This is a genomic window from Pseudomonas sp. TAA207 (assembly GCF_001529285.1).
Classification (GTDB): Bacteria; Pseudomonadota; Gammaproteobacteria; order Pseudomonadales; family Pseudomonadaceae; genus Aquipseudomonas; species Aquipseudomonas weihenstephanensis.
This window is the reverse complement of record NZ_LLWJ01000065.1, coordinates 67,841-93,415: the sequence shown is the minus strand read 5'-3', so window position 1 is coordinate 93,415 and position 25,575 is coordinate 67,841. Positions and strand designations below refer to the sequence as shown.

The following is a 25,575-nucleotide window of genomic DNA, read 5'->3' as shown; positions in this document are numbered from 1 at the left end:
GGGGCTTTTGATTGGGAGAAGAGTGGATGAGCATTCCCACCGTGGTATTGGTTTCAATCGGTGTCCACCCTGCCTCGGGTCGCCCCCGGCGGGCTGAACAAGATGCCCGGGCGGTCGAAATGGGCCTGCAACTGGCTGGGGATAACCTGCATGTGCTGCATGCAGGCGACCCGCAGGAACCGGCTTTGCGCGCCTATCTGGGCATGGGCGTGGACGAGCTTCACGTCCTTGAACAGCCCGCTGGCGCCGATGCGTTGCCGGTTTTGCGCGAGTACCTGCGCGCAGCTGGCGTGCAACTGGTGCTAACCGGTAGCCAGGCAGAAACCGGTGAAGGCTCGGGCATGCTCCCGTATCTGTTGGCCGAGCAACTGGGCTGGCCGCTCCTGGTGGGCGTGGCGCAAATTGAATCTGTGCACAACGGCATGGCCCATGTGCTGCAAGCGTTGCCCCGTGGCCAGCGTCGTCGGCTGAGTGTGCGCCTGCCGTTCATGGCCACGGTGGATAACGCGGCCCCCAAGGCACGGCAAAGCGCGTATGGCCCGGCCACTCGCGGATCGGTCGACGTCCAGGCGGTTGACGTAATGGACGGTGACTTATCCACATTGCCCGTTTTGCAACCGGCAAAACCCAGGCCCAAGCGCCTTAAGGTGATCAAAGCCAAAAGCGGCGCCGAGCGCATGAAAGCTGCTACCGCCAAGGCGGCAGGCGGGCAAGGACAGGTGCTGCAAGGGATCAGCGCCGAAGACAGTGCACAGGCCATTTTGAACCTGCTGATTGAAGAGGGTGTGCTGCGCTGAGAGTTGCCCACAAAGTCTGTTAGCGCTTATGTGGATAACATGTTCGTTGTCGGCTGAGCGCCATATAAAACGGGCCTTTCAAGCTTTTGGCTAAAAAACGATCAAATGCTGTGGTTATCCACTGATGCGTCACTAAAGCCTTGAAATCCAGTGCTTTGCGCCGCTTTTCCACAGCACGAAGGGCCAGTGCATAAGTTGCACACATTCTCTGTTGGCGGATATGTGGATAACATGTTCGCGGTTAGCTGTAGGCCACGTAGAACGTGGCTTTGGCTTGGTTGTATGAAAAACAACCAATTGACGTTTCAGGGATGAATTATCCACTTCCCCACAATTGCTGTGGGTGTGCCTGTGGATAACGTGTTCGTGAGTGGCTGCGGGCCACTCACTGCGTGCTCTGTACGGTTTTGGTTAAAAAATGATCAGGGCGGTCAGGGCGAGGTCCGCACTACTGCGCGATCACCCCTTTGAGGTAGGGCGCAGGCGCTGCCCCCAAATTGTTGAGCAACCTTTCGCTGTACCAATCCACAAAATTGACCACGCCGAATTCATAGGTGGTGGAGTACGGACCCGGCTGGTAGGCGCTGGAGTTGATGCCGCGCTGGTTTTCTTCGGCCAGTCGACGGTCTTGATCGTTGGTGGCGTCCCATACCTTGCGCATGCGCTCCACGTCGTAATCCACGCCTTCTACCGCGTCTTTGTGCACCAGCCATTTGGTGCTCACCAGCGTTTCTTGCGCGCTGATCGGCCACACCGTGAAGACGATGATGTGGTCGCCCATGCAGTGGTTCCACGAGTGCGGCAGGTGCAGGATGCGCATCGAACCCAGGTCCGGGTTTTTGATCCGCCCCATGAGTTTTGCACAGCCCTGTTTGCCATCCAGGGTCATCGACACGGTGCCCTTGAGCAGCGGCATGCGCACGATGCGGTTGCGCAGGCCGAAACTGGCGTGCGCGTAAGGGATTTTTTCGGCGTCCCACGCCGCCGCGCTGGCGGCAACGTGGTCCTTGAACCCCTGATCGGCACGCGGATCGGTGACGTCATCCCACTCCAGCAACGTTTTCAACAGCTCGGGGTGCGAGGCGTTGCAGTGGTAGCACTCGCGGTTGTTTTCCAGCACCAGTTTCCAATTGGCTTTCTCCACCAGGGTGGTCTGGATCGCCACCTTGGTGTTCTCCATGTCGTAGGGTTCCATGTAGTGGTTCAGCGTGGCGAGGAACTCGTCGATGGCCGGTGGGTGCTCGGCCAGGCTGATAAACACGTAGCCGCCGGCGGTTTTAACGTTCACCGGTTTGAGGCCGTACTGCGTCATGTCGAAACCTGCACCCATTTCAGTGCCCGCGAACAACAGTCGCCCGTCCAGTTCATAGGTCCACTGGTGGTAATGGCAAACCAGTTTGGCGACTTTGCCTTTGGCCGTGGTGCACAGCCGCGAGCCGCGATGGCGACATACGTTATGAAACGCATGCACCTGCCCCTCTGCCCCGCGAATCACGATGATCGGGTTGTTGCCCACTTGCAGGGTCATGAAGTTGCCCTTGGTGGGTATCTCGCAGGTCATGCCTGCAATCAGCCACTCCTTCTGGAAGATTTCCTGCAGGTCGATGGCGAACAGCCGTTCGTCGTTGTAGAACGGCTGTGGCAACGAAAAGGTGCGCTCGCGGTTCTGCAACATCTGGGCGGTGGCCTTGCGTGCAGGTTCCAGTGGATCGCCCAGGCTCAAGGTTGCGGTGACGTCCATCGTGTAGTCCTCATGGCCATGGGGTACGGCCTTCAAGTGGCTGATCAAGGGTGCGACGCAAGGTAAAGCCATTGACGCTGAGTGTGCGTTCCAAGTGCTGCGAGGCCATATCTGCGGGCGACATGGCCCCATCTGTTCCCGACGCCTGAGCGCCTGTTTTCAGGGGCTGGTCGCGATAAGCATGTGAATGTCGTGAATAGATAAATGCCCGCCCCGGCCCGTGCGCAGAATCGCCAGTAAAAGAGGCTGGCAGTCGGCCGTGGAGAAGCGTATGTCCAATAGCTTTCTGAACCCGGTCACGACCCAGACGTGGGCCAACGGTCGTCACACCGTTCGCTGCGTGAAAGTGATTCAGGAAACCTGGGACGTGCGCACCTTCTGCTTTATGGCCGAGCAGCCGATCCTGTTCTTTTTCAAGCCGGGGCAGTTTGTGACCCTGGAACTTGTGATCGACGGCGAACAAGTGATGCGCTCGTACACCATCTCCAGCGCGCCCTCGGTGCCGTACAGTTTTTCGGTGACCATCAAGCGCGTGCCGGGCGGGCGCGTGTCGAACTGGTTGCATGACACCCTGGCCGAAGGTCAGGAGCTGGCGGTGCACGGCCCGGTCGGGCTGTTCAATGCCATCGACGCCCCCAGCCCCAAAGTGTTGTACCTCAGCGGCGGCGTGGGCATTACCCCCGTGATGTCGATGGCGCGCTGGTTTTACGACACCAACGCCAATGTCGACATGGTGTTTATCCACAGTGCCCGCTCGCCCAAAGACATCATTTACCACCGTGAACTGGAGCACATGGCTTCACGCATCGATAACTTCAGCCTGCACTTGATCTGCGAAAAGCACGGGCTGGGCGAGCCGTGGGCGGGCTATCGCGGCTATTTGAATCACAAAATGCTGGAGCTGATGGCGCCCGACTTTCTTGAGCGCGAGGTGTTTTGTTGCGGGCCGACGCCGTACATGAGCGCGGTCAAGCGCCTGCTCCAAGCCAATGGTTTCGACATGAGCCGCTACCACGAAGAATCGTTTGGCGCGACACCCCCTGAAGTGCGGGCCGATGCCGTGGAGCAAGCCGAACAAGCCGCCGATGCGCCGCAGCTGGATGTGGCGGACTTGAACCAGGTGGAGTTCACCGCGTCAGGCAAAAGCATTCGCGTGGGGCCAGCAGAAACCGTGCATGCCGCGGCGGCCAAACTGGGGCTGATGATTCCCAAAGCCTGCGGCATGGGCATCTGCGGGACCTGCAAAGTGTTGAAGCTGGGCGGGGAGGTGGACATGGAGCACAACGGCGGGATAACCGATGAGGACGTGGCAGAGGGCTACATTTTGTCGTGTTGCAGCGTGCCCAAGGGCGACGTGCGGATTGAGTTTTAGGGCGCCTGTTTGCCCTCACCCCAACCCCCGCACGATGGCAGAGAGTTGGGTTGAGGGGCTGGGCCTTACACGCTGAACCGCGAAACCATGCTGTTCAGGTCAACGGCCAAACGCGACAGCTCATTGCTGGCGGAGCTGGTCTGGCTGGCACCGGTCGCCGATTGCACAGACAAGTCGCGGATGTTGACCAGGTTGCGGTCCACTTCGCGTGCCACTTGCGCCTGCTCTTCGGCCGCGCTGGCGATCACCAGGTTGCGTTCGTTGATTTCCACAATTGCGGTGTTGATGGTCTCCAGCGCCAACCCGGCGCCTTTGGCGATGTTCAACGTCGATTCAGCGCGCTCAGTGCTGTTGCGCATCGAGTCCACGGCATGTTCGGTGCCGCCCTGAATGCTGCCGATCATGCGTTCAATCTCGCTGGTCGACTGCTGAGTACGATGGGCCAGGGCGCGTACTTCGTCAGCAACCACGGCAAAACCACGGCCCGCTTCACCGGCGCGAGCGGCTTCGATGGCGGCGTTCAGGGCCAGCAGGTTGGTTTGGTCGGCCAGGCCGCGAATCACATCCAGCACTTTGCCGATGTCCCGCGACTCGGCCGCCAGGTTACCAATCAAGGTGGCGGTGCTTTGCACATCGCCGCTCATGCGTTCGATGGCGCTGACGGTTTCCATTACCAGGTCGCGACCATCACCGGCCGACGCCGTTGCACTTTTCGAGGCTTCGGAGGTGCTGACGGCATTACGCGCGACTTCTTCCACGGCGCTGGTCATTTCGTTGACGGCGGTGGCGGCCTGTTCGATTTCGTTGTTTTGCTGGGTCAGCCCTTTGGCGCTTTCTTCGGTCACGCAGTTCAGCTCTTCCGCCGCCGAGGCCAGTTGAGTGGCTGAGCCCGAAATACGCTGCAAAGTGTCGCGCAGCTTGCTTTGCATCTTGGCCATCGCTTGCAGCAAGCGCCCGGCTTCATCGCTGCCGTCCACTTTAATCGGACGCGTGAGGTTGCCTTCAGCAATGGCTTCGGCGGCTTCCAGCGCCTGGGCGATAGGTTGCGTGATGCTGCGGGTCAGCAGCAACGCGCACAGAACGGTCAGAGCGGTGGCCAGGAGCAGCAGGAACACCACCAGTTTGATGGCCGCTGCGTACATGTCGCTGGCGTGTTGATTGGCATCGCTGATCTGCTGACCATTGATGCGCATCAGGTCGTTGAGTTCTTTGTTGATAGCTTCGGAGTTGTTCAACAGCTCGGTGTTGAGCAAATCACGCAATTTGTCGACTTCGCCGTTGCGCGACAAGCTGCGCATGCGGTCTTCCAGTTGGCGGTACTGGCTCATCAGCGTTTGGTAGTGATCGTATACCGCCTGTTCATCAGGACCGCTGATGTACTTTTCGTACTCATTCTGGGCCGCGCGGATTTGCTGATTGCGCTGGTCCAGCAACTCCATGGTTTTTTGCTGAACTTCCGGCTCACGGTTAATCAGCAAGCGGTACGACAACACCCGCAGGCGCAGGGCCAGTTGAGTGAACTCGTCCAGGTTTTGAATGCTCGGCACGCTGCTGGTGCTGATCTCCTCGGCGGCAGAACGGATTTGGCTCATTTGAAGGAGTGCGCCTGCACCCAGAATCAGCATCAGTGTGCCGATCAACGCAAACCCTAAAAAGGCGCGCGGGGCGATATTCATATTGCGTAAAGACATGATGTTTCCTGGGGGGAGAGGCGCGATCCGTGCGGCGTCAATGCGGGGTGTATATGACCTATCGGTCATAAGACTAAAGTCTTGAATGCCCTGTGCGATTTTGTCGCACACAGGCCTTGGGCGACCGGGGGCGGGAACCTAGTTCACAAAGCACAGTCTTTAAGGGGCAAAGGAAGGTCGCCCCGCGCTAAATCGGGCCTTTGGGCCTGAATAACCCTAGCTTAGAAGGTGACTTTTCTTTATCGTACGCGCCCTCTGAAACTGCTTGAGATCTTCCCCATGATTGAGTCATCCCTTAGCAAACTGGAACAACTGGTCAGCGACCTGGTTCAGCAAAAGCAAGAGCTGCTGGACACCAACACGCAGCTGAGCGCCGAACTGGCCCAGGCCAAAGACGAAAACGAAAGCCTGCAATTGAGCCTGATGGAACAGGAAGAGAAGCAAGGCGCCACCGCAGCCCGCATTCAGGCATTGGTTGAGCGCGTAAGCGTGAGCCCTGTCAACGCATGAGCGTGGACAGAGACGGTGTAAATGTCGTCTCGATTCTGGGTAACGACTACACGATCAAGGCACCGGAGGGGGAACAAAAGACCCTGATGGCCGCCACAGTCATGTTGAAAGCCGCCCTGGCCGAAACGAAAAGAAAGTACCCGAGCCTGATCGGGGACAAGCTGTTGGTGCTGGCAGCATTGAATCTGTGTTCGCAACAGATTGAACTGCAACTGAGCCACAAGCAGGAACTCGACCGTTATCAAGAGCAAGTCAGCGCCACGGTCGATGTGATAGAGCGAACGCTCGGGCAGTCCTGAGAATTCGCCACGCTCTGCGTAGCCGCAGCCTGGAGGCAGCGGCTACGGGGGGCTTAGCCTGCCATGACTTCGCGAATATCGGCTGCCAATTCCCGTACGCGGGCTTCGTCGGTGTCCCACGAGCACATGAACCGTGCGCCACCTTTGCCAATAAAGGTGTAGAAACGCCAGCCCTTGGCGGTCAGCGCGGCAACAGCCGGTTCCGACAGTTGCAAAAACACACCGTTGGCTTCTACCGGGAACATCAACTCCACCCCTGCAATGTCACTCACCAGCTCGCTGAGCAGCTGTGCGCAGTGGTTGGCGTGGCGCGCGTGTTTAAGCCAGGCGTCGTTTTCCAGCAGGCCGACCCACGGCGCTGACAGAAAGCGCATTTTCGACGCCAGTTGCCCGGCCTGTTTGCAGCGGTAGTCAAAGTCCACAGCCAGGTTGTGATCGAAGAACAGAATCGCTTCGCCCACCGCCATGCCGTTTTTAGTGCCACCAAAGCACAGCACATCGACCCCGGCTTTCCACGACAGCTCGGCAGGCGAGCAACCGAGGAACGCGCAGGCGTTGGAGAAACGCGCGCCGTCCATGTGCAGCAGCAAGCCCAGTTCTTTACAGGTGGCGCTGATGGCGCGGATTTCTTCGGGGCGGTAGACACTGCCCACTTCTGTGGCCTGGGTAATGGTCACCACGCGTGGCTTGGGGTAGTGGATGTCTTTGCGCTTGAGGGCGATTTCGCGGATGGACTCGGGGGTGATCTTGCCGTTTTCAGTGCGTGCGATCAGCAGTTTTGAGCCGTTGGAGAAAAACTCGGGCGCGCCGCATTCGTCGGTTTCAACGTGGGCGGTTTCGGAGCAGATCACGCTGTGAAAGCTCTGGCACAGTGATGACAGGGCCAGCGAGTTGGCGGCAGTGCCATTGAACGCGAAGTACACCTCGCAGTCGGTTTCGAACAGTTTGCGAAAGTCATCTGCTGCGCGCAGCGTCCATTCGTCATCGCCGTAAGAGCGTTGGTGGCCGTGGTTGGCTTTTTCCATGGCAGACCAGACTTCGGGGCAGATACCGGAGTAGTTGTCGCTGGCGAATTGTTGGCTCTTGTCAGTCATTTCCCGGTTCCATGGTCGAAGATTGTCGTGCACTTTAGCCAAGAAACCCGCGAGTGCACAGTTGCGGTTTAAAACCCGGAAATACCCTACAAGGAACTGTTTGAGGGTGCATGTCGTAAATGCACCCTTGCGTGGCGTCCTTGGGCATTTGGTCACCCCGCGCCAGCTCTACCATCGGTCTTAAAGGGCAAGCCCTCACCGACCATGGCGCGCGGGCGCCGGGAGTACAGCCTATGCAACGCTATTCAGGCTTCGGCCTGTTCAAACACTCCCTCAGCCACCACGAAAACTGGCAAAAGATGTGGCGCACGCCCACGCCAAAAAAGCTCTACGACGTGGTGATTGTCGGCGGCGGCGGGCATGGTTTGGCCACGGCGTATTACCTGGCCAAAGTCCACGGCATCTGCAACGTGGCGGTGGTTGAAAAAGGCTGGTTGGGCGGCGGTAACACCGCACGCAACACCACCATCGTGCGCTCCAACTATTTGTGGGACGAGTCGGCGCACTTGTACGAACACGCGATGAAGCTGTGGGAAGGCTTGTCCCAAGACCTCAACTACAACGTCATGTTCTCCCAGCGCGGCGTTTACAACCTGTGCCACACCCTGCAAGACATGCGCGACTCAGAGCGACGTGTCAGCGCCAATCGCCTGAACGGCGTGGACGGCGAATTGCTCAACGCGCAACAAGTGGCAGACGAAATCCCCTACCTCGATTGCTCTAAAAACACCCGTTACCCGGTGATGGGCGCCACCGTGCAGCGGCGTGGCGGTGTGGCCCGCCACGATGCGGTGGCCTGGGGCTTTGCCCGGGCGGCCGATGCGCTGGGGGTGGACTTGATCCAGCAAACCGAAGTACTGGGCTTTCGCAAGGAAAACGGCGTGTGCATCGGCGTCGAGACCAGCAAGGGCTTTATTGGCGCCAAACGCGTGGGGGTGGTCACCGCCGGTAACTCCGGGCACATGGCGCGCCAGGCAGGCTTTCGCTTGCCGATTGAGTCGCACCCGCTGCAAGCGCTGGTGTCCGAGCCGATCAAACCGATTATCGACAGCGTGATCATGTCCAACGCGGTGCACGGCTACATCAGCCAGTCCGATAAGGGCGACTTGGTGATCGGTGCGGGCATCGATGGCTGGGTCGGTTATGGCCAGCGCGGCTCGTACCCGGTGATCGAGCACACGATTCAGGCGATTGTTGAGATGTTCCCGGTGTTGTCCCGTGTGCGCATGAACCGTCAATGGGGCGGCATCGTCGACACCACCCCCGACGCCTGCCCGATCATCTCCAAAACGCCGGTGCCTAACTTGTTCTTCAACTGCGGCTGGGGGACGGGCGGGTTCAAGGCCACGCCTGGCTCGGGCCATGTGTTTGCGGCCAGTTTGGCCACCGGTGAAATGCACCCGCTGGCGGTGCCGTTCTGCCTCGAACGTTTCCACAACGGCGCGTTGATCGACGAACACGGCGCCGCCGCGGTCGCTCACTAACAGGAGAAACACCGATGCTGCATATCTTCTGTCCTCATTGCGGCGAACTGCGCTCGGAAGAGGAGTTTCACGCGGCCGGTCAGGCGCACATTCCTCGCCCGCTTGACCCTGATGCCTGCACCGACGCGCAGTGGGGCGACTACCTGTTCTTTCGTGACAACCCCCGCGGGCTGCACCACGAGCTGTGGAACCACGTGGCCGGTTGCCGTCAGTTTTTCAACGCCACGCGCAATACCGTGACCTACGAAATACTGGAAACCTACCCCATAGGTACCGCGCCGCAATTCACTGAACAGCGGTCCCCGGCGACCGCGACTGCCACCCGCGTGCAGGGAGAAAAGGTATGAGCCAGACCCATCGCCTGGCCAATGGCGGCCGTGTGGATCGCAGCAAAGTGCTGACCTTTACCTTCAACGGCCAACCCTACTCAGGTTACGAAGGCGACAGCCTGGCCGCCGCCCTGTTGGCCAACGGTGTCGACATCATTGGGCGCAGCTTCAAATATTCGCGGCCACGGGGTATTTATGCCGCGGGCGCCGAAGAGCCGAACGCGGTGCTGCAAATCGGCGCCACCGAGGCGACGCAAATCCCCAACGTGCGCGCCACGCAGCAGGCGCTGTATCAGGGCCTGGTGGCCACCAGCACCAACGGCTGGCCCAACGTGAACACCGACATGATGGGCATTTTGGGCAAAGTCGGTGGCACGTTGATGCCACCGGGGTTTTACTACAAAACGTTCATGTATCCGAAGTCGTTCTGGATGACGTATGAAAAGTACATCCGCAAGGCGGCAGGTTTGGGCCGTTCGCCGACGCAAAATGACCCGGATACTTATGACTACATGAACCACCACTGCGACGTGCTGATCGTCGGCGCCGGGCCTGCGGGGCTGGCGGCGGCCTTGGCGGCAGCGCGCAGCGGCGCCCGGCTGATCGTGGCCGATGAGCAGGAAGCGTTCGGCGGCAGTTTGCTCGACAGTCGCGAAAGCCTGGACGGCAAGCCGGCGATGGCCTGGGTTGCCAGCGTGCTGGCCGAACTCAACGCATTGCCCAACGTGGTGTTGCTGCCGCGTGCCACGGTCAACGGCTATCACGACCACAACTTTGTGACGATTCACGAACGATTGACCGACCACATGGGCGACCGCGCGCCGGCCGGCCAGGTACGTCAACGTATCCATCGGGTGCGCGCCAAGCGCGTGGTGCTGGCCACCGGCGCCTGTGAGCGGCCGTTGGTGTATGGCAACAACGATGTACCGGGCAACATGCTTGCCGGGGCGGTGTCCACTTATGTGCGTCGCTACGGCGTGGCGCCGGGCCGTACGTTGCTGCTGAGCACCAATAACGATCATGCCTACCGTGTGGCGCTGGACTGGCTCGATGCCAGTTTGCCAGTGGTCGCGATTGCCGATGCCCGCAGCAACCCGCGCGGTGCGCTGGTCGAAGAAGCGCGGGCTAAAGGCATCCGCATTTTGACCGGTAGCGCGGTGATCGAAGCCCGGGGCAGCAAGCGCGTAACCGGCGGGCGGGTGGCGGCAATTGACCTCAAAGCCCACCGCGTGACCAGCCCCGGCGAGATGCTCGACTGCGATCTGATTGCCACCTCGGGCGGCTACAGCCCGGTGGTGCACTTGGCCTCGCACTTGGGCGCCAGGCCGATCTGGCGTGAAGACATCCTCGGGTTTGTGCCCGGTGAAGCGCCGCAAAAGCGCGTGTGCGTGGGCGGTATCAATGGCGTCTACAGCCTCGGCGACACACTGGCTGACGGTTTTGAAGGCGGCGTGCGCGCGGCCAGCGAAGCCGGGTTTAAAGCCGTCGAAGGGGGGCTGCCCAAAGCGCTGAAACACTACGAAGAACCGACGCTGGCGCTGTTTCAGGTGCCGCATGAAAAGGGCACCGCGCGAGCGCCCAAACAATTTGTCGACCTGCAAAACGACGTCACGGCGGCAGCCATCGAACTGGCGACCCGTGAAGGCTTTGAGTCGGTGGAACACGTCAAGCGTTACACCGCGCTGGGGTTTGGCACCGACCAGGGCAAGCTTGGCAACGTCAACGGGCTGGCCATCGCTGCGCGCTCGCTGAACGTGAGCATCACGCAGATGGGCACCACCATGTTTCGGCCCAACTACACACCGGTCACCTTTGGTGCCGTGGCAGGGCGTCATTGCGGCCCTCTTTTCGAGCCGGTGCGTTACACCGCACTGCACCCCTGGCACGTCAAGCAAGGCGCAGCATTTGAAGACGTCGGCCAGTGGCAACGCCCGTGGTACTTCCCGCGCGGTGGCGAAGACCTGCATGCCGCCGTCAAGCGCGAGTGCCAGGCGGTGCGAGACAGCGTGGGCCTTCTGGATGCCTCCACGCTGGGCAAAATCGACATTCAGGGCCCGGATGCGCGCGAATTTTTGAACCGTATCTACACCAACGCCTGGACCAAACTGGACGTGGGCAAAGCGCGTTACGGGCTGATGTGCAAAGAAGACGGCATGGTCTTCGACGACGGCGTGACCGCGTGCCTGGCCGATAACCATTTCCTGATGACCACCACCACCGGTGGCGCGGCGCGCGTGCTGCAATGGCTGGAGATTTATCAACAGACCGAATGGCCGGACCTCAAGGTGTACTTCACCTCGGTCACAGACCACTACGCGACCCTGACCTTGTCTGGCCCCAACAGCCGCCTATTGCTCAGTGAGGTGACTGACATTGATCTTGACCGTGAAGCCTTCCCGTTTTTGAGCTGGAAAGAAGGTCGGGTCGGGGGTGTGCCTGCGCGGGTGTTCCGCATCTCGTTCACCGGAGAGTTGTCGTACGAAATCAACATTCAGGCCGATTACGCGATGGGCGTGCTGGAGAAGATCGTCGAGGCGGGTAAAGCCTACAACCTGACCCCTTACGGGACTGAAACCATGCACGTCTTGCGGGCCGAGAAGGGCTTCATCATCGTCGGCCAGGACACGGACGGCTCCATGACCCCCGATGACCTGAACATGGGGTGGTGCGTGGGCCGCACCAAACCGTTTTCGTGGATTGGCTGGCGAGGCATGAACCGCCAAGACTGCGTGCGTGAACAGCGCAAACAACTGGTGGGGCTTAAACCGGTCGACCCGAGGCAATGGCTGCCTGAAGGCGCGCAACTGGTGTTGGACCCCAAACAGGCGATCCCGATGAGCATGGTGGGCCACGTGACTTCCAGCTACACCTGCGGCTCGCTGGGGTATTCATTTGCGATGGGCGTGGTTAAAGGTGGCCTCAAACGCATGGGCGAGCGGGTATTTGCGCCGTTGGCGGATGGCCGCGTGATCGAAGCCGAGATTGTGTCTTCGGTGTTTTTCGATCCCAAGGGCGAGCGGCAGAATATTTGAGTGTGTGATGTGTGCAGGCGCGACCAACCACAACATTTGCAACGGGTGAGTTCATGACCACAGCCAACGTATATCAGCAGCGCCCGGACGCGGCGGCCAAAGCCGAGTCATCACTGCATCACAGCACCCTGGCCAACCTGATCGGCCAGGGCGCGCAACAACCCGGCGTGATCGTGCGCGAGAAAAAACTGCTGGGCCATCTGACCTTGCGTGGCGACGCCCGAGACCCGGCGTTTAGCCAAGGGGTGCATCACGTGCTGGGCCTTGAGTTGCCGGTGGCGCTAACGCTGGCGGTGGCGGGCGAGGTGTCAGTGCAATGGATGGGGCCGGATGAATGGCTACTGATCGTGCCGGGCGGCCAGGAATTTGCGCTTGAAACAGCCCTGCGCCACGCGTTGGCCGGGCTGCACATCAGCGTGGTGAATGTCAGTGGCGGCCAGCAATTGCTGGAGCTGAGCGGGCCGAAGGTGCGTGAGGTACTGATGAAGTCGACCAGCTACGACGTGCACCCCGACAACTTCCCGGAGGGCAAGGCGGTGGGCACGGTGTTTGCCAAGTCGCAGCTGGTGATTCGTCATACCGCGCAAGACACGTGGGAGCTGCTGATTCGGCGCAGCTTCTCGCAGTATTGGTGGCTATGGTTGCAAGATGCGGCGGCTGAATATGGGTTGAGGGTTGAGACCTGAGTGACGGCTGGCCCTCACCCCAACCCTCTCGCGGAGGAAGAGGGGATTTTGCTTTTTCACCTGACCCCCACAAGGAAACCTGCATGAGCCGCGCCCCGGATACCTGGATTCTCACTGCCGATTGCCCCAGCAGGCTCGGCACCGTCGATGCAGTCACACGCCACCTGTTTGAGCATCAGTGCTACGTCACCGAGCACCATTCCTTCGACGATCAACGCTCCGGGCGTTTTTTCATCCGCGTCGAATTCCGCCAACCTGACGGCTTCGATGAACACGCTTTTCGTGCGGGCCTCGCCGAACGTGGTCATGCGTTTAACATGGTGTCCGAACTCATCCCCCCGCATTACCGGCCCAAAGTGCTGATCATGGTGTCCAAGTCTGACCACTGCCTGAACGACTTGCTGTATCGCCAGCGCATCGGCCAGTTGTCGATGGACGTCGTGGCCGTGGTCTCTAATCACCCCGACCTGGAGCCGCTGGCGCGCTGGCACGGCATTGCATACCACCATTTCGCCCTCGATCCGAACGACAAACTCGCCCAAGAGGCCAGGGTCTGGCAGGTGATCGAGGACACCGGCGCCGAACTGGTGATCCTTGCCCGCTATATGCAAGTGCTGTCACCCCAGCTGTGCCGCAAGCTCGATGGCAAGGCGATCAATATTCACCACTCGTTGCTGCCGGGTTTCAAGGGCGCCAAGCCCTATCACCAAGCCTATGAAAAGGGGGTGAAACTGGTCGGCGCCACCGCGCATTACATCAACAACGACCTCGACGAAGGCCCGATCATCGCTCAAGGCGTGGAAGCGGTAGACCACAGTCATTACCCCGAAGACCTGATCGCCAAAGGCCGCGATATCGAGGCGCAAACACTGGCCCGGGGCGTGGGCTATCACATTGAGCGGCGCGTTTTCCTAAATGGAGGTCGTACGGTGGTGCTGTAGGCGCCGCTTCGCCAACTAAGCTGCAAGAAGATCGGCTTGCGGCTGGCCGATCACCCCTCTCAATAACAACAAGGGTGAACTCGATGGCTGACAATCGCGGCGTGGTGTATTTGGGCAATGGACAGGTCCAGGTGCAATCCATTCCTTTTCCCAAGATGCAAAACCCTCAAGGCAAAGCGATTCACCACGGCGTGATTCTGCGGGTGGTGTCGACCAATATCTGCGGCTCTGACCAGCACATGGTGCGCGGGCGCACCACGGCGCAAACCGGTCTGGTACTGGGCCATGAGATCACCGGCGAGGTGATCGAAGCCGGGCGCGATGTGGAACATCTCAAGGTCGGTGATTTGGTCTCGGTGCCGTTCAACGTAGCGTGCGGACGTTGCCGCAGTTGCAAGGAGCAGAACACGGGTGTGTGCCTGACCGTCAACCCGGCCCGTCCCGGCGGCGCATATGGTTACGTGGACATGGGCGATTGGGTGGGCGGTCAGGCTGAATATGTATTGGTGCCGTATGCCGATTTCAACCTGCTCAAGTTGCCAAATCGCGATGCGGCGATGGAAAAAATCCGCGACCTGACTTGCCTGTCGGACATTCTGCCCACCGGTTACCACGGCGCCGTCACCGCGGGTGTTGGCCCCGGCAGCACGGTCTACATTGCAGGCGCAGGTCCAGTTGGGCTGGCGGCGGCCGCGTCGGCGCGTTTGCTGGGTGCCGCCGTGGTGATTGTCGGGGACGTGAACCCGATTCGACTGGCGCATGCCAAGGCGCAAGGCTTTGAGATTGCCGACCTGTCCAAAGACACGCCGCTGCATGAGCAAATCGCTGAGCTGCTGGGCGAACCCGAAGTGGATTGCGCGGTAGACGCCGTAGGTTTTGAGGCTCGTGGCCACGGGCATGACGGCGCCAAACACGAAGCCCCGGCCACGGTGCTCAACTCATTGATGGGCGTGGTGCGGGTGGCGGGCAAAATCGGTATTCCGGGGCTGTATGTCACTGAAGATCCGGGCGCCGTAGACGCCGCCGCGAAGAAGGGCAGCCTGAGCATTCGCTTTGGCTTGGGCTGGGCCAAATCCCACAGCTTCCATACCGGCCAGACCCCGGTCATGAAATACAACCGCCAACTGATGCAGGCCATCATGTGGGACCGCATTAAAATTGCCGACATTGTGGGGGTTGAGGTCATCAGCCTGGATGACGCGCCGCGTGGCTACGGCGAGTTTGATGCCGGGGTGCCGAAGAAGTTTGTGATTGACCCGCACCGCCTGTTCAGCGCCTAGAGCGCAACACTGAGTCGCAACAGTGAGCGTGCTCGCTGTTACGGCTCATTCGCGCAGTGGCGTGCTGATGTACAACGTTGGGCCCTGCGGCTGGCCATGTTTGGCGCCGCCGCGTTGTTCCAGGGTAATAGCGAGTTGGCGCGCCCCTTTGAGGCTTTTTTGCTGCACGAAGTTGATGCCTGCCCAGTCCTCGGTCTGGGGTGAGATCAGCCCCAGAGACACCGGGCTGGCATTGTCTTGCAAAGCCCACAGCTCCAGATCGCTGCTTTTGGCGGTCATGATGGCTTGCTGGGGATACATCTTCAGGTAGTCGTTGTAAATGTCGACGCGGATCACGGGTCGGGCATTGGCGTCCAACAACATGACCTGGCGTTGAAGGCGCTCGTTTTGCCAGATCACGATCAGCGCCAACACCCCGATCAGCAGGCTGGCATAAACCCAGACAGACATACGCCGCCATGCGGTTTTTTTTGCGGCGTTTTCAGGCGTGGCTCCCTGTCGCAACGAGCTGTAGTAGGGGTTGTGGTACAGCGTGAGGCGAGGCGCGGTCGACATGTAAAAGTCCTGTGAAACAAGCCGGCTGAGCGCTTAGCATCCAGCGGTTTGTGACAGGTGCCTAGCTGTCAGAACTGACAGGTCACGACGGCGACTAGAGTGCCGCCAGTGGGCCTTGGTAAAGCACCGGCCCGGTCGGCTGCCCGGTCGGCGACCCTGCGCGTGGCTCCAGGCTGACGGCCAGCACCACAGATGCCTTGAGCAATTGTTGCTGACTGTCACTCAGGCCGATCATTCCCTCGCCCCCGGTCGGGATCAGCCCCAGCGACACCGGTTTGCCCTCCACCGGGAGCGCCCACAGCTCCAGGCTGCGCCCAGGCTCGATGGCGGCCAATTGCAGCGGTTGTACCCGCAGGTAATCGGCGTGGGCTTCGATCCGCAGGCCCGGCTGCGCCGTACCGCTGAGCAGGGTGGCGTTGTACTGCACGTTGTCGCGGGTATAGAGCACGCCCACGCTCAGGGCTATGACCAGGGTACAGAGAGCAGCGCTGAGTCGCAGCCTGTTCCAGAACGGGCGTTTTTGCGGAACGTGGAGCTTTTGCGGCTCGATGCGCGCCACGATGGCCTGCCACACTTGCTCGGGCACCGGGTGTTCGGTCAGTGGCTGGCTCAGGCTCATCAGGTGAGTGTGCCAGCGGCCGAGTTCAGCGCGCAGGGCCGCATCTTCCAGCAGCAAGTGTTCGAAGCGTCTGCGCGCCAGGGGCGGCATCAGGCCGATGGCGTAATCGGCTGCGAGCGCCCGGCGCAGGCTTGGCGTTTGATAATTCATGCTTCGAGGCACCTGCGCAGGCGTTCCATGCCCCGGCGAATCCAGGATTTGACCGAGCCCAGCGGCGCGTGCAACTGATCGGCCAGCTCGCTGCAACTAAGCCCATGGAAATAAGCAATGGTAATGGATTGGCGCTGCATGGCATCCAGTTGCTCGATGCAGTGATTGAGTGCATGGGCCTCACGGTTGCTGTCCAGCTGCGTATGGGCGTCGGGGCTGTCATCGGCCAGCGCCGCCTGTTGCGGGTCGCTTAACGGCAGTTCACGGTGTTTGCGCAGTTGGTCGATGGCCAGGTTGCGGGTGATGTGGGTCATCCACGTCAGCGGCGCCGACAGGTGCGCTTCGTAGCGTGAAGCGTTATGCCAGATGCGCACAAAGCTCTCTTGCAGCACGTCTTCGGCCAGATCATGCCGCCCGCTCATGCAACGCAGCGCCACCGCATGCAAGCGCGGGGCGACAGTGCGATAAAGGCTTTCAAAGGCGCGGCGGTTGCCCAGCGAACATTGGGCCAATAACTGTTGCAGATGATCGGCGTCGGCGAGGCTGATAACCGTTCTCCCGTCCATTGAGGCTGAGGCATTGAGCCAATTGATGCCTGAGCGTAGTCCACGATGTACGGTTGTTCCATTCATGGCTGAGTCCTCACTGCCTTGATATACGTACATCGCGCATCAATTGGATGCAGGACATTCGGGTTTTTTTTCCACTAAGATTGGCGCCCGGTCGATTCGATAGTGGCACTTGGGAACAACGGCCATTGTTTTGAGTCAAAACCACAGTTTTGCTGCTCCCTGCTGGCGAGCGGTTTTTTAGGTTCTAGAGGTTGAATTGATGAAAAAGTTGAGCGGCGTAGCACTGGCAACATTGATGACTGTGGCGGCAAGCCCTGTGTTTGCGGGTTTCAGCCTGGGTGATGTGGCGAACGTCGCGGCCCAGGTGCAAGGCGCAAATAGCAATGGCGCCTCCACTGACAAATCAGTGCAAGCGGTACAGATGCTGAGCAAAGTCAATGAACTGGGCGTCAAGCCAGAGCAAGCGGCCGGTGGCGTGGGTGCAATGCTGAGCCTTGCGAAAAACCAGCTGAGCGGCTCCGACTACAGCGAACTGGCCAAGCAAGTGCCGGGGATTAACAAATTGGCCGGTGCCGGCGCGCTGGGTCAGTTGAGCCAGCTTGGCGGTTTGCTGGGTAAATCTGAGGGCGTATCCGAAACAGCAACCAGCGCCGTCAGCAACGTTGCCAACACCGATCAATTGAATGCCGCCTTCACTGCGCTGGGCATGCAAGACGGTATGGTGGCCAAGTTTGCACCGGTGCTGCTGGACTACTTCAAAGGTCAGAACGTCAGCACTTCGCTGCTGAGCAAACTGGGCAGCGCCTGGGGCGTTTAACGTTAGCCGCGCTCGGCACGCAAAGTGCTGATGCGCTGGTCTTTCTTGATCCAGAGCTGGTTGACCCAGCTCTGGATCTGCTCACGAAACACCGGGTCGTTCTCGTAATCACCCTGCCACAACGCCGGATCCAGCTCGCGGGTCTGAATGTCGACAATCACCTTGGGCACCTGCCCGCTGATCAACTCCCAGAATCCCGGAATCCTGGCCTGTGGATACACCACGGTCACATCCAGCACGGCATCCAGTTGTTCACCCATCGCCGCCAGCACAAACGCCACGCCGCCCGCCTTGGGTTTGAGCAAGTAGGTGTAGGGCGAGTGTTGCAGGGCGCTTTTGGCCGGGGTGAAACGGGTGCCTTCCAAATAGTTCACCACTGTGACCGGCTGGCGCTTGAACAGCTCGCAGGCCGCCTGGGTGATTTTCAGGTCCTGGCCTTTGAGTTCCGGGTGCTTGGCCAAAAACGCTTTGGAATAGCGCTTCATGAAGGGGTAGTCGAGCGCCCACCACGCCAGGCCCAGAAACGGCACCCAGATCAGCTCTTTCTTGAGGAAGAATTTGAAGAACGGCGTGCGCCGGTTCAGCCCCTGCATCAGCGCCGGGATGTCCACCCACGACTGGTGGTTGCTGATCACCAGATACGAGGTATCGCGGCTCAAGCCTTCGGCGCCGCGAATGTCCCATTGCGTAGGCAGGCACAGCGCGAAAATGCGTTTGTCGATCTCGGACCACGTCTCGGCGATCCACATCACTGCCCGCGAGTTGAGGTCGCGCAGGCGGCCTGATGACAGCAGTTTGAACACGGCAAACAGCATCAACGGGCCGAACAGGATTAAGGTGTTGCACAGTAACAATAAGGTGACCAAACAGCCGGTGAGCAGGCGGCGCATAAGCAACTCTTGAACGTTTAAGGATTGCCAATGATAAGCAGCGCACCGCATAACGCCAAATCGGTGTGCTGACAAATGTTTCACACCGGTTGGGTTAACCTGACGCCACGCAACTCTATGACCTACCGGGCTGTCTGAAGCGCATGCCCCCGCTCGCGCCCACCGATGGCGTGAACACTGCCCCCCTCAAAAGGAAGCTGTCTCATGAAATCCGTTCTTGCCTTGCTGTCCGTATTGGCCTTGCCGGTGATGGCCGCAGAGCCGACGCTGTACGGGCGTTATGAATACATCAAGCTGCCGGAGATCGGTGAAACCCTTCAGGCCAAAATGGACACCGGCGCCCTGACTGCTTCGTTGTCGGCCAAAAACATCGAGTTGTTCACCCGTGACGGTGAAGAGTGGGTGCGCTTTGTACTCGCAACCAAAGGCGCGAGCAGCAAGGTGTACGAGCACAAAGTGGCGCGCATCAGCAAAATCAAAAGTCGCGCCGACGAAGATGAAGACAAGGACGAACCGGTAAGCGCCAAGCGCCCGGTGGTCGACCTGGAAATGTGCCTGGGTGATGTCAAACGCACGGTCGAGGTCAACCTGACGGACCGCAGCAGCTTCAACTACCCGCTGTTGATTGGCGCCAAGGCGCTGCGAGAGTTTGGAGCGGCGGTCAACCCGGCTCGTCGCTATACCGCCGACAAGCCGGACTGCTAAGCAGGCCGCGTGGCCTGCATCGAAGGGCGCTTGCTCACCTCGGCGTACCACGCGCTTAACTGCGCATTAGGCGTGCGCCAGTCGAATTGGGGCAGGCGCAGGTCGAGATAACCCAATGCGCAGGCCAGACTGATGGCCGCAATATCGAAGTGGCTGGCCAGTTCGGCGATGGCGTCCTGCTCAAGGGCTGCCAGCGCCCGATGGATTTTGTCAGCCTGCGCGTTGAACCAGTCGTCCCACTGTTTTTCCACGGGGCGCAAGCCGCGCTCATAACGCATCAGCACGGCCGCATCCATGATCCCGTCCGCCGTGGACGCCAGCGTCAAACGCCGCCAGCGCGCCGCACCGATGGCCGGGATCAGCGGGTTCCCGACGTGTTGTTGATCGAGGTAGTCGAGGATCACCCGGCTGTCGTGAATCACCGAGCTGTCTGCCAATTGCAGTGCGGGCAGTTTGCCCAGCGGGTTGGCGCAGTTGAGCGCCGCATCGGGGGCGGTGGGTGTGAGCGTGACCGGATGCAGGGTGACGCGATTCTGCTGGCCGGTCTCGTGCAGCATCACCAGGACTTTGCGGCCAAAGGGCGAGGCCGGGTTGTTGAACAGGGTCATGCTCGGTAGGGACATGGTGCTGACTCGACAAGGGTGGATCGAATTAGCCTAGACACTGACAGAGCGGCGCGCCAAAAAAACCGGCGCGCGATTCAGCGCTTGAGCAGGCCACGCGCGCAAATCCACACCGGTACTCCCAGGCCGATCCAGCTCAATACATCCCAGGCGCCGTCATCGAGCAGCGCGCTGAATAATCCCATCGCGCTGAGCAAACCGATGGCCAGCGGGATGGAAAACACTTTCCAGAAATTGGATTGACGCGGTTTCATCGCGCGGCCTCCTTTGCGGCTTTGCGCCGTACCCACCACAGGTACAGACCGCTGCCGAGCACGACGATAGTCAACAGGTCGAGGGCCGCCCACAGAATTTTCATCGGCATGCCACCGTAGTCGCCGAAGTGCAGCGGTTGCGACATGCCCATCGCATCCATGTACCACGGCCGGCTGCCTACGGCCGTGACCTCAAGGGTGCTGGCGTCGATCAACACCGGCGTCAGCAAATGGGAGGTCAGGTGCGTACTGCCCTTCATGAACACCGCGTAATGATGCTCGCTGGAAAAACGTGTACCGGGGAATGCGATGAAGTCCGGGCGCATGCCGGGGGCGGCGTCGGCGGCGATGTCCAGCAGGCGATTGGCAGGCGCCAGGTGCGTCAGCGGCGGTGCGTTGCGATACGGCTCGACCATGGCGGTGAGGCTGTCGGTGCGCCACGCGGCGATGATCAAATCGGCACAGGCGCTGATGACGCCGGTGACACCCACCACCAACGCCCAGGTAAGCGTAACGACACCGATCAGGTTATGCAGGTCGAGCCAGCGCAGGCGGGTGGACTTGTCGGTGCGCACCGTGGCGAAGGTCTGGCGGCGCATAAAGGGCAGGTACAGCACCGCGCCCGAGATGATTGCCAGCACGAACAAAATACCCATGAACGCCAGCAGCAGTTTGCCGGGCAGCCCGGCGAACATGTCCACATGCAGGCGCAGCATCACCATCATGATGCCGCCATTGGCCGACGGCATCTCCAGCGCCTCGCCGGTACGGGCGTCGAGCATGAACGTGTGCGACGAGTTGGGTTCGGTGCCTGCGGTGGCGGCCATGATGGCGATCACCGCGTTTGGCTCGTCGTCTTCACTGCCAAAGTACTGCATCACCTCATCCGGCCTGTGGGCCTCGGCAGCCTTGACCAGTTGTTGCAGGTTCAGGCGTGGCGTGTCGGCGGGCATCTCCCGAAGCTGGGGGCTGTCACCGAGCAAGTGATCGATTTCATGGTGAAAAATCAACGGCAAACCGGTCAATGCCAGCAACAGCAAAAACGCGGTGCAAATCAGGCTGGTCCAGGTATGAATAAAAGACCAGCGGCGGATGGTTTTGCTTTTCATGACATTCCAAAAATGACGCGACATGTCGTAGCCGCTGCCGAAGGCTGTGTTCGATTGCGAAGCGCTCGTAAAACCTGAGTGCCAGGTTTAACTGGCACTCAGCGGCCCCTGAGTTTACGGCGACTCAGCCGCTCGCAGCCTTAGGCAACGGCTAGGAATTCAGGCGAGGCTGCTTAGAACTCTAGCTGCGCCGAGAACTGGACGGTGCGTGGATCGCCCAGGTAGTGGCTGTTGAGCCAGTAATCTTTGTTGGCCAGGTTACTGACGTTCATGCGCAAGGTCAGGTCATTTTCTGACACCTTCATGCGATACCGCGCGCCGGCGTCAAAGGTGGTGAAGGAGGGCAACTGATAGTCGTTGGCTTCGTCGGTGTATTGCTTGCCGGTGTAGAACGCACCGCCAGTCAATGCCAGACCGGGCACCGCGTTGATGTCGTATTCGGCGTACACCTTGGCCAGTTGCTTGGCCACGTCCACCGGCGCATTGCCGTCGTTGGCTTTGACGTTGGCGTCTTTTATTTTCGGGTCGAGCAAGGTGAAACCACCGACCACGGTCAGCTCAGGCGTGACCTTGCCGGTGACACTGAACTCCAGACCGTTGTTCACCTGCTTGCCGCTTTCACTGTAAATCATCGACTCACCGAGGTAGCCGTTAGGCTTTTCGATGTTGAACAGCGCCAGGGTGAACAAGGTTTCGCCCACGGTCGCTTTAGCGCCTACTTCGTATTGCTTGCTGACTTGTGGCGCGAAGATTTCACCCACATTGATGGCGTTGTACGGTGCGGTGCCGCCTGCTTGCAAGCCTTCAATATAAGTCGCGTACGTGGTCAGCCACGGCACGGGTTTGTAGATCAAAGACACGCTGGGCGAAGTTTTGCTGGCGTCGTAACGGGTTTTCTTGTCGGTGGCGGAGTAGACGAAGTCGTTGGCATAGGACTTGATCTGGGTACGGGTCACGCCCAGGATGCTCGACCATTGATCGTTGAAGGTGATGACGTCGCCAATCAGGAAGTTATTGGTCTGGGAGGTGTTCGACAACCGCTGGTTGCCATGTCCTACGGAGTATGCGGGTTTGCTCACTTGCTCTGACGTGCCGAAAGGCAAAGCACCACCGCCGACGTCGCCATACTGCGTGCCGTTTGTAGGGATGTGGTCTTCGTACATGCGAATACGCGCGTTATTGCCCTGATAACCCAAGGTCATCTTGTGGCCGATGGCGCCTGTGTTGAACGCAGCATCCAGGAACAGGTAACCGGAATTTTCCTGGTGCTCGATGGGGGCGAACGCATACAGCGGCTGGGTATAGACCCCCGCGCTGGAGACCGTCGGGCCGGTGTAGGTGTTTTCTTCGGTGAATTTTTGAGCAGAGAAAGCAGCGCGCAAGGTAAAGGTGTCGTTCAGGCGCCATTTGGCGCGGACGCCGCCCTTGTCGGTTTCGTTGTCCGAGAATGACCAGCGCTGGCTGTACAGCTTGTCGTTGTCCAGCACTGAGGCCCGCGGTCGCAGCGCTTGATCGCTGAAGTACCAGTAGCTGGTCAAACCGCGCACTTGCGTTTTTTTGTGCGAGGCGTCGAATTGGATTTGCAGGTCGTCGCTGACGTTCCAGTCCACCGCGAGGCTGATCAGCTCGCGACGGCGTTTTTGCATATCGATGGCGGTTTCGCCATCTTGGGTGAGCAAGTTCAAGCGATAAGCAAACTGGCCTTCGTCGTCGATCTTGCCGCCGAAGTCACCGTGCAGGTAATAGTTATCGCCACCGGCATTGCCCAGCGTCACGCTGCGATAGTTTTCGTAGGTGGGGCGTTTGAGCACGTAGTTGACCAAGCCGCCTGGCGATGCAGGTCCATACAGAAACCCGGTCAGGCCGGTGACCACTTCCAGTTGCTCGGTTTCTTCGAGAAAGTTACCGGCGTCGGCCAAGGTTGAGAAACGCAGGCCATCGTTGGCAATGCTCAAGTTACCCGGTGCGCTGAAGCCCCGGATGTTCACGGCGCTGGCATAACCAGCCCCCGTGGGGGAAAACACCTGGGTGAACGGGTTGCGCTTAAACACATCATCCAGCGAAGTGGCCTGCGTATTTTTCAGAAAATCTTGCGAAGTCACGCTCATGGAGTACGGCGTGTCTTGCAGCTTCATCCCGCCCAGTGCGCCGACGTTGTTGACGTTTTCACTGACATAGCCCGCGGCTTCGGAACCTTCGGCCACCGCTGTGGCGTTGATATTCACATCGCCCAGGGTCAGGGTGCCTTCCTCGATAGGCAGCAACGTGTACGACTCGCTGGCGCTTTGCTGCAACTGCAAACCACTCCCTTGCAACGCCTCGCGCAGCGCCGTGGTCGGCTCGAACTGGCCGTTGACCGGGGCTGAGGTTTTGCCCGCCAGTAACGAGGCGTCAATCGCCAGCGTGATCCCGGCCTGGCTGGCGATCTGGTTCAGTGTCGACGCCAAAGGCCCGGCAGGCAGGTTGTAGCTGCGCGCGGTTGCGCTGAGTTCGGCGGCCATCAGCGCGGGACTGGTCAGCGGAGCGCTCAGGGCAATGGCAATGGCGAGCAAGCTGGGGCGCAATAACGTGTCGAGGGTACGGGACATTCGGCGAATTCCTGAATGGAAATGTTTCTCAATGCCTCTATGCCGAACGAGTTTGGAAAAGTGATAGGGCTGATCGAAAATTATTTGTATTCAGGTTGAGCCTTGTCGTCGTTGCTGATTTTAAAGCTGCGGTTGAATGGTTTTACGACCGCTGCGCGCCCGGACGCAGCCTCGCATTACTCGTCAGCGACTACAGAAAACCGCTGAGGTGGGTGTAGCCGTTGCCGAAGGCGACGTCCGATTGCCTGCGGTGAATGGTTTTACGACCGCTACGCGCCCGGACGCAGCCTCGCATTACTCGTCAGCGACTACAGAAAACCGCTGAGGTGGGTGTAGCCGTTGCCGAAGGCGACGTCCGATTGCCTGCGGTGAATGGTTTTACGACCGCTACGCGCCCGGACGCAGCCTCGCATTACTCGTCAGCGACTACAGCAAACCGCTGAGGTGGGTGCGCAGGTCGATGGCGTTCTGGGTCAAGGGCGCATACGTCTGCGCGCCGGGTAATATTTTGCTGACGCAGCGGGCCATGTAGCCGTTGCTGCCCAGGTCTATGAACAGCGGGTTTGCTATGTCACGGACTAATGCGTTCAGCGTGTTGGGCAGATGGCAGGGTTTGATGGTGTTGTCGATAAACCCTGCGATCAAATCATCCTGAACGGTATATGCCCGCTGTTGCACGGTGGAATAGAGCGCCAGGGTCAGTGGTGACCGTGGAATACCTGGCATGGTGCGAAGCGCTTCTTGCTGGACGCCTGTGTGTTGCGGATGGTGAGAGGCATACGCAATGTTGAGTTTGCGCGGAGGTGGCGTACCCGGTTGCGTGGCATCGATCATGGCTTGAAGTGCGTCATGAGAGCCACTGACTACCGTGTGGGTCGGCGAATTGACAGTGGCTAGCGCCAGATCAGGGTGATTGATTTTACGTAACGTGGCGCGGGTTTTTTCTTCGCTGGCGTTGACCAACAGCATGCTGCCTTGGTTCAGCACTGGGCGATAAGCATCGTTGAGCGCACAGGCCATGCGCGCTCCGTTGGTAATGCTGACGTTGCCTGCACATTCACGCGCGGCGATTTCGCCAAAGCTTTCTCCGAGTGCCGCCTTGGGTTGTAAGCCTGAGCGGCGCAAGACGTGCGATAACGCCACCGCACCCGTATACAGCGCCAACTGATTCAAACCATAGGGCAAGGACGCCCCCGTGTCCGGCGTTAGCAGTACCTCGCGCAGCATGTCGGGGGCAATGGCATGACCTTGTTGCTGGCGTTCTTGAACCACGCTGTCGACCGCGTCGAGCACTGCGTCGATGGTGTTTTGTATGTCGGCGTTCAGTTGATACAACTCTTGCAGTATGCCTTGAGGGCTGCTGCCTTGGCCGGGGTATAAAAAGACGATGGGGCGACGGTTGATCTCAGGTAATAGCGGCATGGATCCTTCCTCGGC

The 25,575-nt window shown here is 59.8% G+C and carries 24 protein-coding genes; 12 read left to right on the top strand and 12 right to left on the bottom strand.

Features of this window, described 5'->3' with window-relative positions:
* Window positions 1–26 precede the first annotated feature (26 nt).
* Window positions 27–797: an electron transfer flavoprotein subunit beta gene (gene etfB / locus AP059_RS11520; protein WP_059765360.1), complete on the top strand. Its 771-nt coding sequence runs from the start codon at window positions 27–29 to the stop codon at window positions 795–797.
* A 448-nt stretch (window positions 798–1,245) separates the two neighbouring features.
* Here the strand turns inward: etfB and gbcA are convergent, their stop codons facing one another.
* Window positions 1,246–2,538, bottom strand: a complete 1,293-nt coding sequence (gene gbcA, locus AP059_RS11515; protein WP_059765358.1) for a glycine-betaine demethylase subunit GbcA — start codon at window positions 2,536–2,538, stop codon at window positions 1,246–1,248.
* A gap of 271 nt (window positions 2,539–2,809) precedes the next feature.
* On the opposite strand from gbcA, the gene gbcB reads away from it, so the two are divergent.
* Window positions 2,810–3,910, top strand: coding sequence for a glycine-betaine demethylase subunit GbcB (gene gbcB, locus AP059_RS11510; protein ID WP_059765356.1), 1,101 nt, complete (start codon window positions 2,810–2,812; stop codon window positions 3,908–3,910).
* 65 nt (window positions 3,911–3,975) lie between these two features.
* Here gbcB and AP059_RS23240 read toward each other — a convergent pair whose 3' ends face one another.
* Window positions 3,976–5,601, bottom strand: coding sequence for a methyl-accepting chemotaxis protein (locus AP059_RS23240; RefSeq protein ID WP_059765354.1), 1,626 nt, complete (start codon window positions 5,599–5,601; stop codon window positions 3,976–3,978).
* A 279-nt stretch (window positions 5,602–5,880) separates the two neighbouring features.
* Between AP059_RS23240 and AP059_RS11500 the strand changes: the two genes are divergently transcribed.
* Together AP059_RS11500 and AP059_RS11495 are read left to right on the top strand one after the other, a co-directional pair.
* Window positions 5,881–6,111, top strand: coding sequence for a hypothetical protein (locus AP059_RS11500; protein ID WP_048364172.1), 231 nt, complete (start codon window positions 5,881–5,883; stop codon window positions 6,109–6,111).
* A complete protein-coding gene (locus AP059_RS11495) occupies window positions 6,108–6,410 on the top strand; it encodes a cell division protein ZapA (protein ID WP_048364173.1) in 303 nt (100 codons plus the stop codon). Before AP059_RS11500 ends, AP059_RS11495 begins: the two co-directional genes overlap by 4 nt.
* Before the next feature lie 53 nt (window positions 6,411–6,463).
* Here the strand turns inward: AP059_RS11495 and AP059_RS11490 are convergent, their stop codons facing one another.
* A complete protein-coding gene (locus AP059_RS11490) occupies window positions 6,464–7,504 on the bottom strand; it encodes a threonine aldolase family protein (protein ID WP_059765352.1) in 1,041 nt (346 codons plus the stop codon).
* A gap of 233 nt (window positions 7,505–7,737) precedes the next feature.
* Between AP059_RS11490 and AP059_RS11485 the strand changes: the two genes are divergently transcribed.
* The 6 genes from AP059_RS11485 to fdhA all read left to right on the top strand — a co-directional run bounded on the left by AP059_RS11485 (window position 7,738) and on the right by fdhA (window position 15,256).
* A complete protein-coding gene (locus tag AP059_RS11485) occupies window positions 7,738–8,988 on the top strand; it encodes a sarcosine oxidase subunit beta family protein (RefSeq protein WP_059765350.1) in 1,251 nt (416 codons plus the stop codon).
* 14 nt (window positions 8,989–9,002) lie between these two features.
* Window positions 9,003–9,335 (top strand): sarcosine oxidase subunit delta, encoded by a 333-nt coding sequence (locus AP059_RS11480; protein ID WP_059765347.1) that lies wholly within the window; start codon window positions 9,003–9,005, stop codon window positions 9,333–9,335.
* Window positions 9,332–12,349: a sarcosine oxidase subunit alpha gene (locus AP059_RS11475; RefSeq protein ID WP_059765346.1), complete on the top strand. Its 3,018-nt coding sequence runs from the start codon at window positions 9,332–9,334 to the stop codon at window positions 12,347–12,349. The genes AP059_RS11480 and AP059_RS11475 overlap by 4 nt, the downstream gene beginning before the upstream one ends.
* Before the next feature lie 53 nt (window positions 12,350–12,402).
* The gene (locus AP059_RS11470) at window positions 12,403–13,035 is read left to right on the top strand and encodes a sarcosine oxidase subunit gamma (RefSeq protein WP_059765343.1); all 633 of its coding nucleotides are present in this window, start codon (window positions 12,403–12,405) and stop codon (window positions 13,033–13,035) included.
* Between the two features lie 83 nt (window positions 13,036–13,118).
* Window positions 13,119–13,976, top strand: a complete 858-nt coding sequence (purU, locus tag AP059_RS11465; RefSeq protein WP_048364179.1) for a formyltetrahydrofolate deformylase — start codon at window positions 13,119–13,121, stop codon at window positions 13,974–13,976.
* A gap of 83 nt (window positions 13,977–14,059) precedes the next feature.
* Window positions 14,060–15,256 carry a formaldehyde dehydrogenase, glutathione-independent gene (gene fdhA, locus AP059_RS11460; protein ID WP_048364180.1) on the top strand — a complete coding sequence of 399 codons (1,197 nt, stop codon included), beginning with the start codon at window positions 14,060–14,062 and terminating at the stop codon, window positions 15,254–15,256.
* Window positions 15,257–15,301: 45 nt separating this feature from the next.
* Here fdhA and AP059_RS11455 read toward each other — a convergent pair whose 3' ends face one another.
* The 3 genes from AP059_RS11455 to AP059_RS11445 form a co-directional block, all read right to left on the bottom strand.
* On the bottom strand, window positions 15,302–15,811 hold the full coding sequence (locus tag AP059_RS11455) for an anti-sigma factor domain-containing protein (protein WP_059765341.1): 510 nt from the start codon (window positions 15,809–15,811) through the stop codon (window positions 15,302–15,304).
* 94 nt (window positions 15,812–15,905) lie between these two features.
* Window positions 15,906–16,580 (bottom strand): anti-sigma factor, encoded by a 675-nt coding sequence (locus AP059_RS11450; protein ID WP_059765339.1) that lies wholly within the window; start codon window positions 16,578–16,580, stop codon window positions 15,906–15,908.
* Window positions 16,577–17,212 carry a sigma-70 family RNA polymerase sigma factor gene (locus AP059_RS11445; RefSeq protein ID WP_059766187.1) on the bottom strand — a complete coding sequence of 212 codons (636 nt, stop codon included), beginning with the start codon at window positions 17,210–17,212 and terminating at the stop codon, window positions 16,577–16,579. The genes AP059_RS11450 and AP059_RS11445 overlap by 4 nt, the downstream gene beginning before the upstream one ends.
* Window positions 17,213–17,411: 199 nt before the next feature.
* Between AP059_RS11445 and AP059_RS11440 the strand changes: the two genes are divergently transcribed.
* A complete protein-coding gene (locus AP059_RS11440; RefSeq protein WP_059765337.1) occupies window positions 17,412–17,969 on the top strand; it encodes a DUF2780 domain-containing protein in 558 nt (185 codons plus the stop codon).
* 2 nt (window positions 17,970–17,971) lie between these two features.
* On the opposite strand, the gene AP059_RS11435 is transcribed toward AP059_RS11440, so the two are convergent.
* On the bottom strand, window positions 17,972–18,859 hold the full coding sequence (locus tag AP059_RS11435) for an acyltransferase (protein WP_048364185.1): 888 nt from the start codon (window positions 18,857–18,859) through the stop codon (window positions 17,972–17,974).
* 204 nt (window positions 18,860–19,063) lie between these two features.
* Here AP059_RS11435 and rloA2 point away from each other — a divergent pair, with 204 nt between their 5' ends.
* A complete protein-coding gene (gene rloA2, locus AP059_RS11430; RefSeq protein ID WP_059765335.1) occupies window positions 19,064–19,564 on the top strand; it encodes a retropepsin-like aspartic peptidase RloA2 in 501 nt (166 codons plus the stop codon).
* Here rloA2 and AP059_RS11425 read toward each other — a convergent pair.
* From AP059_RS11425 to AP059_RS11410, 5 genes are all read right to left on the bottom strand, one after another.
* Entirely contained in the window at window positions 19,561–20,187 is a 627-nt protein-coding gene (locus AP059_RS11425) for a glutathione S-transferase family protein (RefSeq protein WP_059765333.1), read from the bottom strand. The two genes, rloA2 and AP059_RS11425, sit on opposite strands and share 4 nt — an antisense overlap.
* Window positions 20,188–20,264: 77 nt before the next feature.
* Window positions 20,265–20,441 (bottom strand): hypothetical protein, encoded by a 177-nt coding sequence (locus tag AP059_RS22470; protein WP_165599930.1) that lies wholly within the window; start codon window positions 20,439–20,441, stop codon window positions 20,265–20,267.
* Window positions 20,438–21,550 carry a PepSY-associated TM helix domain-containing protein gene (locus tag AP059_RS11420; protein WP_059765331.1) on the bottom strand — a complete coding sequence of 371 codons (1,113 nt, stop codon included), beginning with the start codon at window positions 21,548–21,550 and terminating at the stop codon, window positions 20,438–20,440. The genes AP059_RS22470 and AP059_RS11420 overlap by 4 nt, the downstream gene beginning before the upstream one ends.
* A gap of 173 nt (window positions 21,551–21,723) precedes the next feature.
* Entirely contained in the window at window positions 21,724–24,138 is a 2,415-nt protein-coding gene (locus tag AP059_RS11415; protein WP_059765329.1) for a TonB-dependent receptor, read from the bottom strand.
* Window positions 24,139–24,564: 426 nt separating this feature from the next.
* Window positions 24,565–25,560 carry an acyltransferase domain-containing protein gene (locus tag AP059_RS11410; protein ID WP_059765327.1) on the bottom strand — a complete coding sequence of 332 codons (996 nt, stop codon included), beginning with the start codon at window positions 25,558–25,560 and terminating at the stop codon, window positions 24,565–24,567.
* Window positions 25,561–25,575 lie beyond the last annotated feature (15 nt).

Bases quoted from the DNA above. Each gene is read 5' to 3' on its own strand.
- AP059_RS11485 (WP_059765350.1), top strand. From the start codon at position 7,738: ATGCAACGCTATTCAGGCTTCGGCCTGTTCAAACACTCCCTCAGCCAC.
- gbcA (WP_059765358.1), bottom strand. From the start codon at position 2,538: ATGGACGTCACCGCAACCTTGAGCCTGGGCGATCCACTGGAACCTGCA.
- AP059_RS11470 (WP_059765343.1), top strand. From the start codon at position 12,403: ATGACCACAGCCAACGTATATCAGCAGCGCCCGGACGCGGCGGCCAAA.
- AP059_RS22470 (WP_165599930.1), bottom strand. From the start codon at position 20,441: ATGAAACCGCGTCAATCCAATTTCTGGAAAGTGTTTTCCATCCCGCTG.
- AP059_RS11445 (WP_059766187.1), bottom strand. From the start codon at position 17,212: ATGAATGGAACAACCGTACATCGTGGACTACGCTCAGGCATCAATTGG.
- gbcB (WP_059765356.1), top strand. From the start codon at position 2,810: ATGTCCAATAGCTTTCTGAACCCGGTCACGACCCAGACGTGGGCCAAC.
- fdhA (WP_048364180.1), top strand. From the start codon at position 14,060: ATGGCTGACAATCGCGGCGTGGTGTATTTGGGCAATGGACAGGTCCAG.
- AP059_RS11420 (WP_059765331.1), bottom strand. From the start codon at position 21,550: ATGAAAAGCAAAACCATCCGCCGCTGGTCTTTTATTCATACCTGGACC.
- rloA2 (WP_059765335.1), top strand. From the start codon at position 19,064: ATGAAATCCGTTCTTGCCTTGCTGTCCGTATTGGCCTTGCCGGTGATG.
- AP059_RS11425 (WP_059765333.1), bottom strand. From the start codon at position 20,187: ATGTCCCTACCGAGCATGACCCTGTTCAACAACCCGGCCTCGCCCTTT.
- purU (WP_048364179.1), top strand. From the start codon at position 13,119: ATGAGCCGCGCCCCGGATACCTGGATTCTCACTGCCGATTGCCCCAGC.
- AP059_RS11455 (WP_059765341.1), bottom strand. From the start codon at position 15,811: ATGTCGACCGCGCCTCGCCTCACGCTGTACCACAACCCCTACTACAGC.
- AP059_RS11475 (WP_059765346.1), top strand. From the start codon at position 9,332: ATGAGCCAGACCCATCGCCTGGCCAATGGCGGCCGTGTGGATCGCAGC.
- AP059_RS11495 (WP_048364173.1), top strand. From the start codon at position 6,108: ATGAGCGTGGACAGAGACGGTGTAAATGTCGTCTCGATTCTGGGTAAC.
- AP059_RS11500 (WP_048364172.1), top strand. From the start codon at position 5,881: ATGATTGAGTCATCCCTTAGCAAACTGGAACAACTGGTCAGCGACCTG.
- AP059_RS11440 (WP_059765337.1), top strand. From the start codon at position 17,412: ATGAAAAAGTTGAGCGGCGTAGCACTGGCAACATTGATGACTGTGGCG.
- AP059_RS23240 (WP_059765354.1), bottom strand. From the start codon at position 5,601: ATGTCTTTACGCAATATGAATATCGCCCCGCGCGCCTTTTTAGGGTTT.
- AP059_RS11415 (WP_059765329.1), bottom strand. From the start codon at position 24,138: ATGTCCCGTACCCTCGACACGTTATTGCGCCCCAGCTTGCTCGCCATT.
- AP059_RS11410 (WP_059765327.1), bottom strand. From the start codon at position 25,560: ATGCCGCTATTACCTGAGATCAACCGTCGCCCCATCGTCTTTTTATAC.
- etfB (WP_059765360.1), top strand. From the start codon at position 27: ATGAGCATTCCCACCGTGGTATTGGTTTCAATCGGTGTCCACCCTGCC.
- AP059_RS11435 (WP_048364185.1), bottom strand. From the start codon at position 18,859: ATGCGCCGCCTGCTCACCGGCTGTTTGGTCACCTTATTGTTACTGTGC.
- AP059_RS11490 (WP_059765352.1), bottom strand. From the start codon at position 7,504: ATGACTGACAAGAGCCAACAATTCGCCAGCGACAACTACTCCGGTATC.
- AP059_RS11480 (WP_059765347.1), top strand. From the start codon at position 9,003: ATGCTGCATATCTTCTGTCCTCATTGCGGCGAACTGCGCTCGGAAGAG.
- AP059_RS11450 (WP_059765339.1), bottom strand. From the start codon at position 16,580: ATGAATTATCAAACGCCAAGCCTGCGCCGGGCGCTCGCAGCCGATTAC.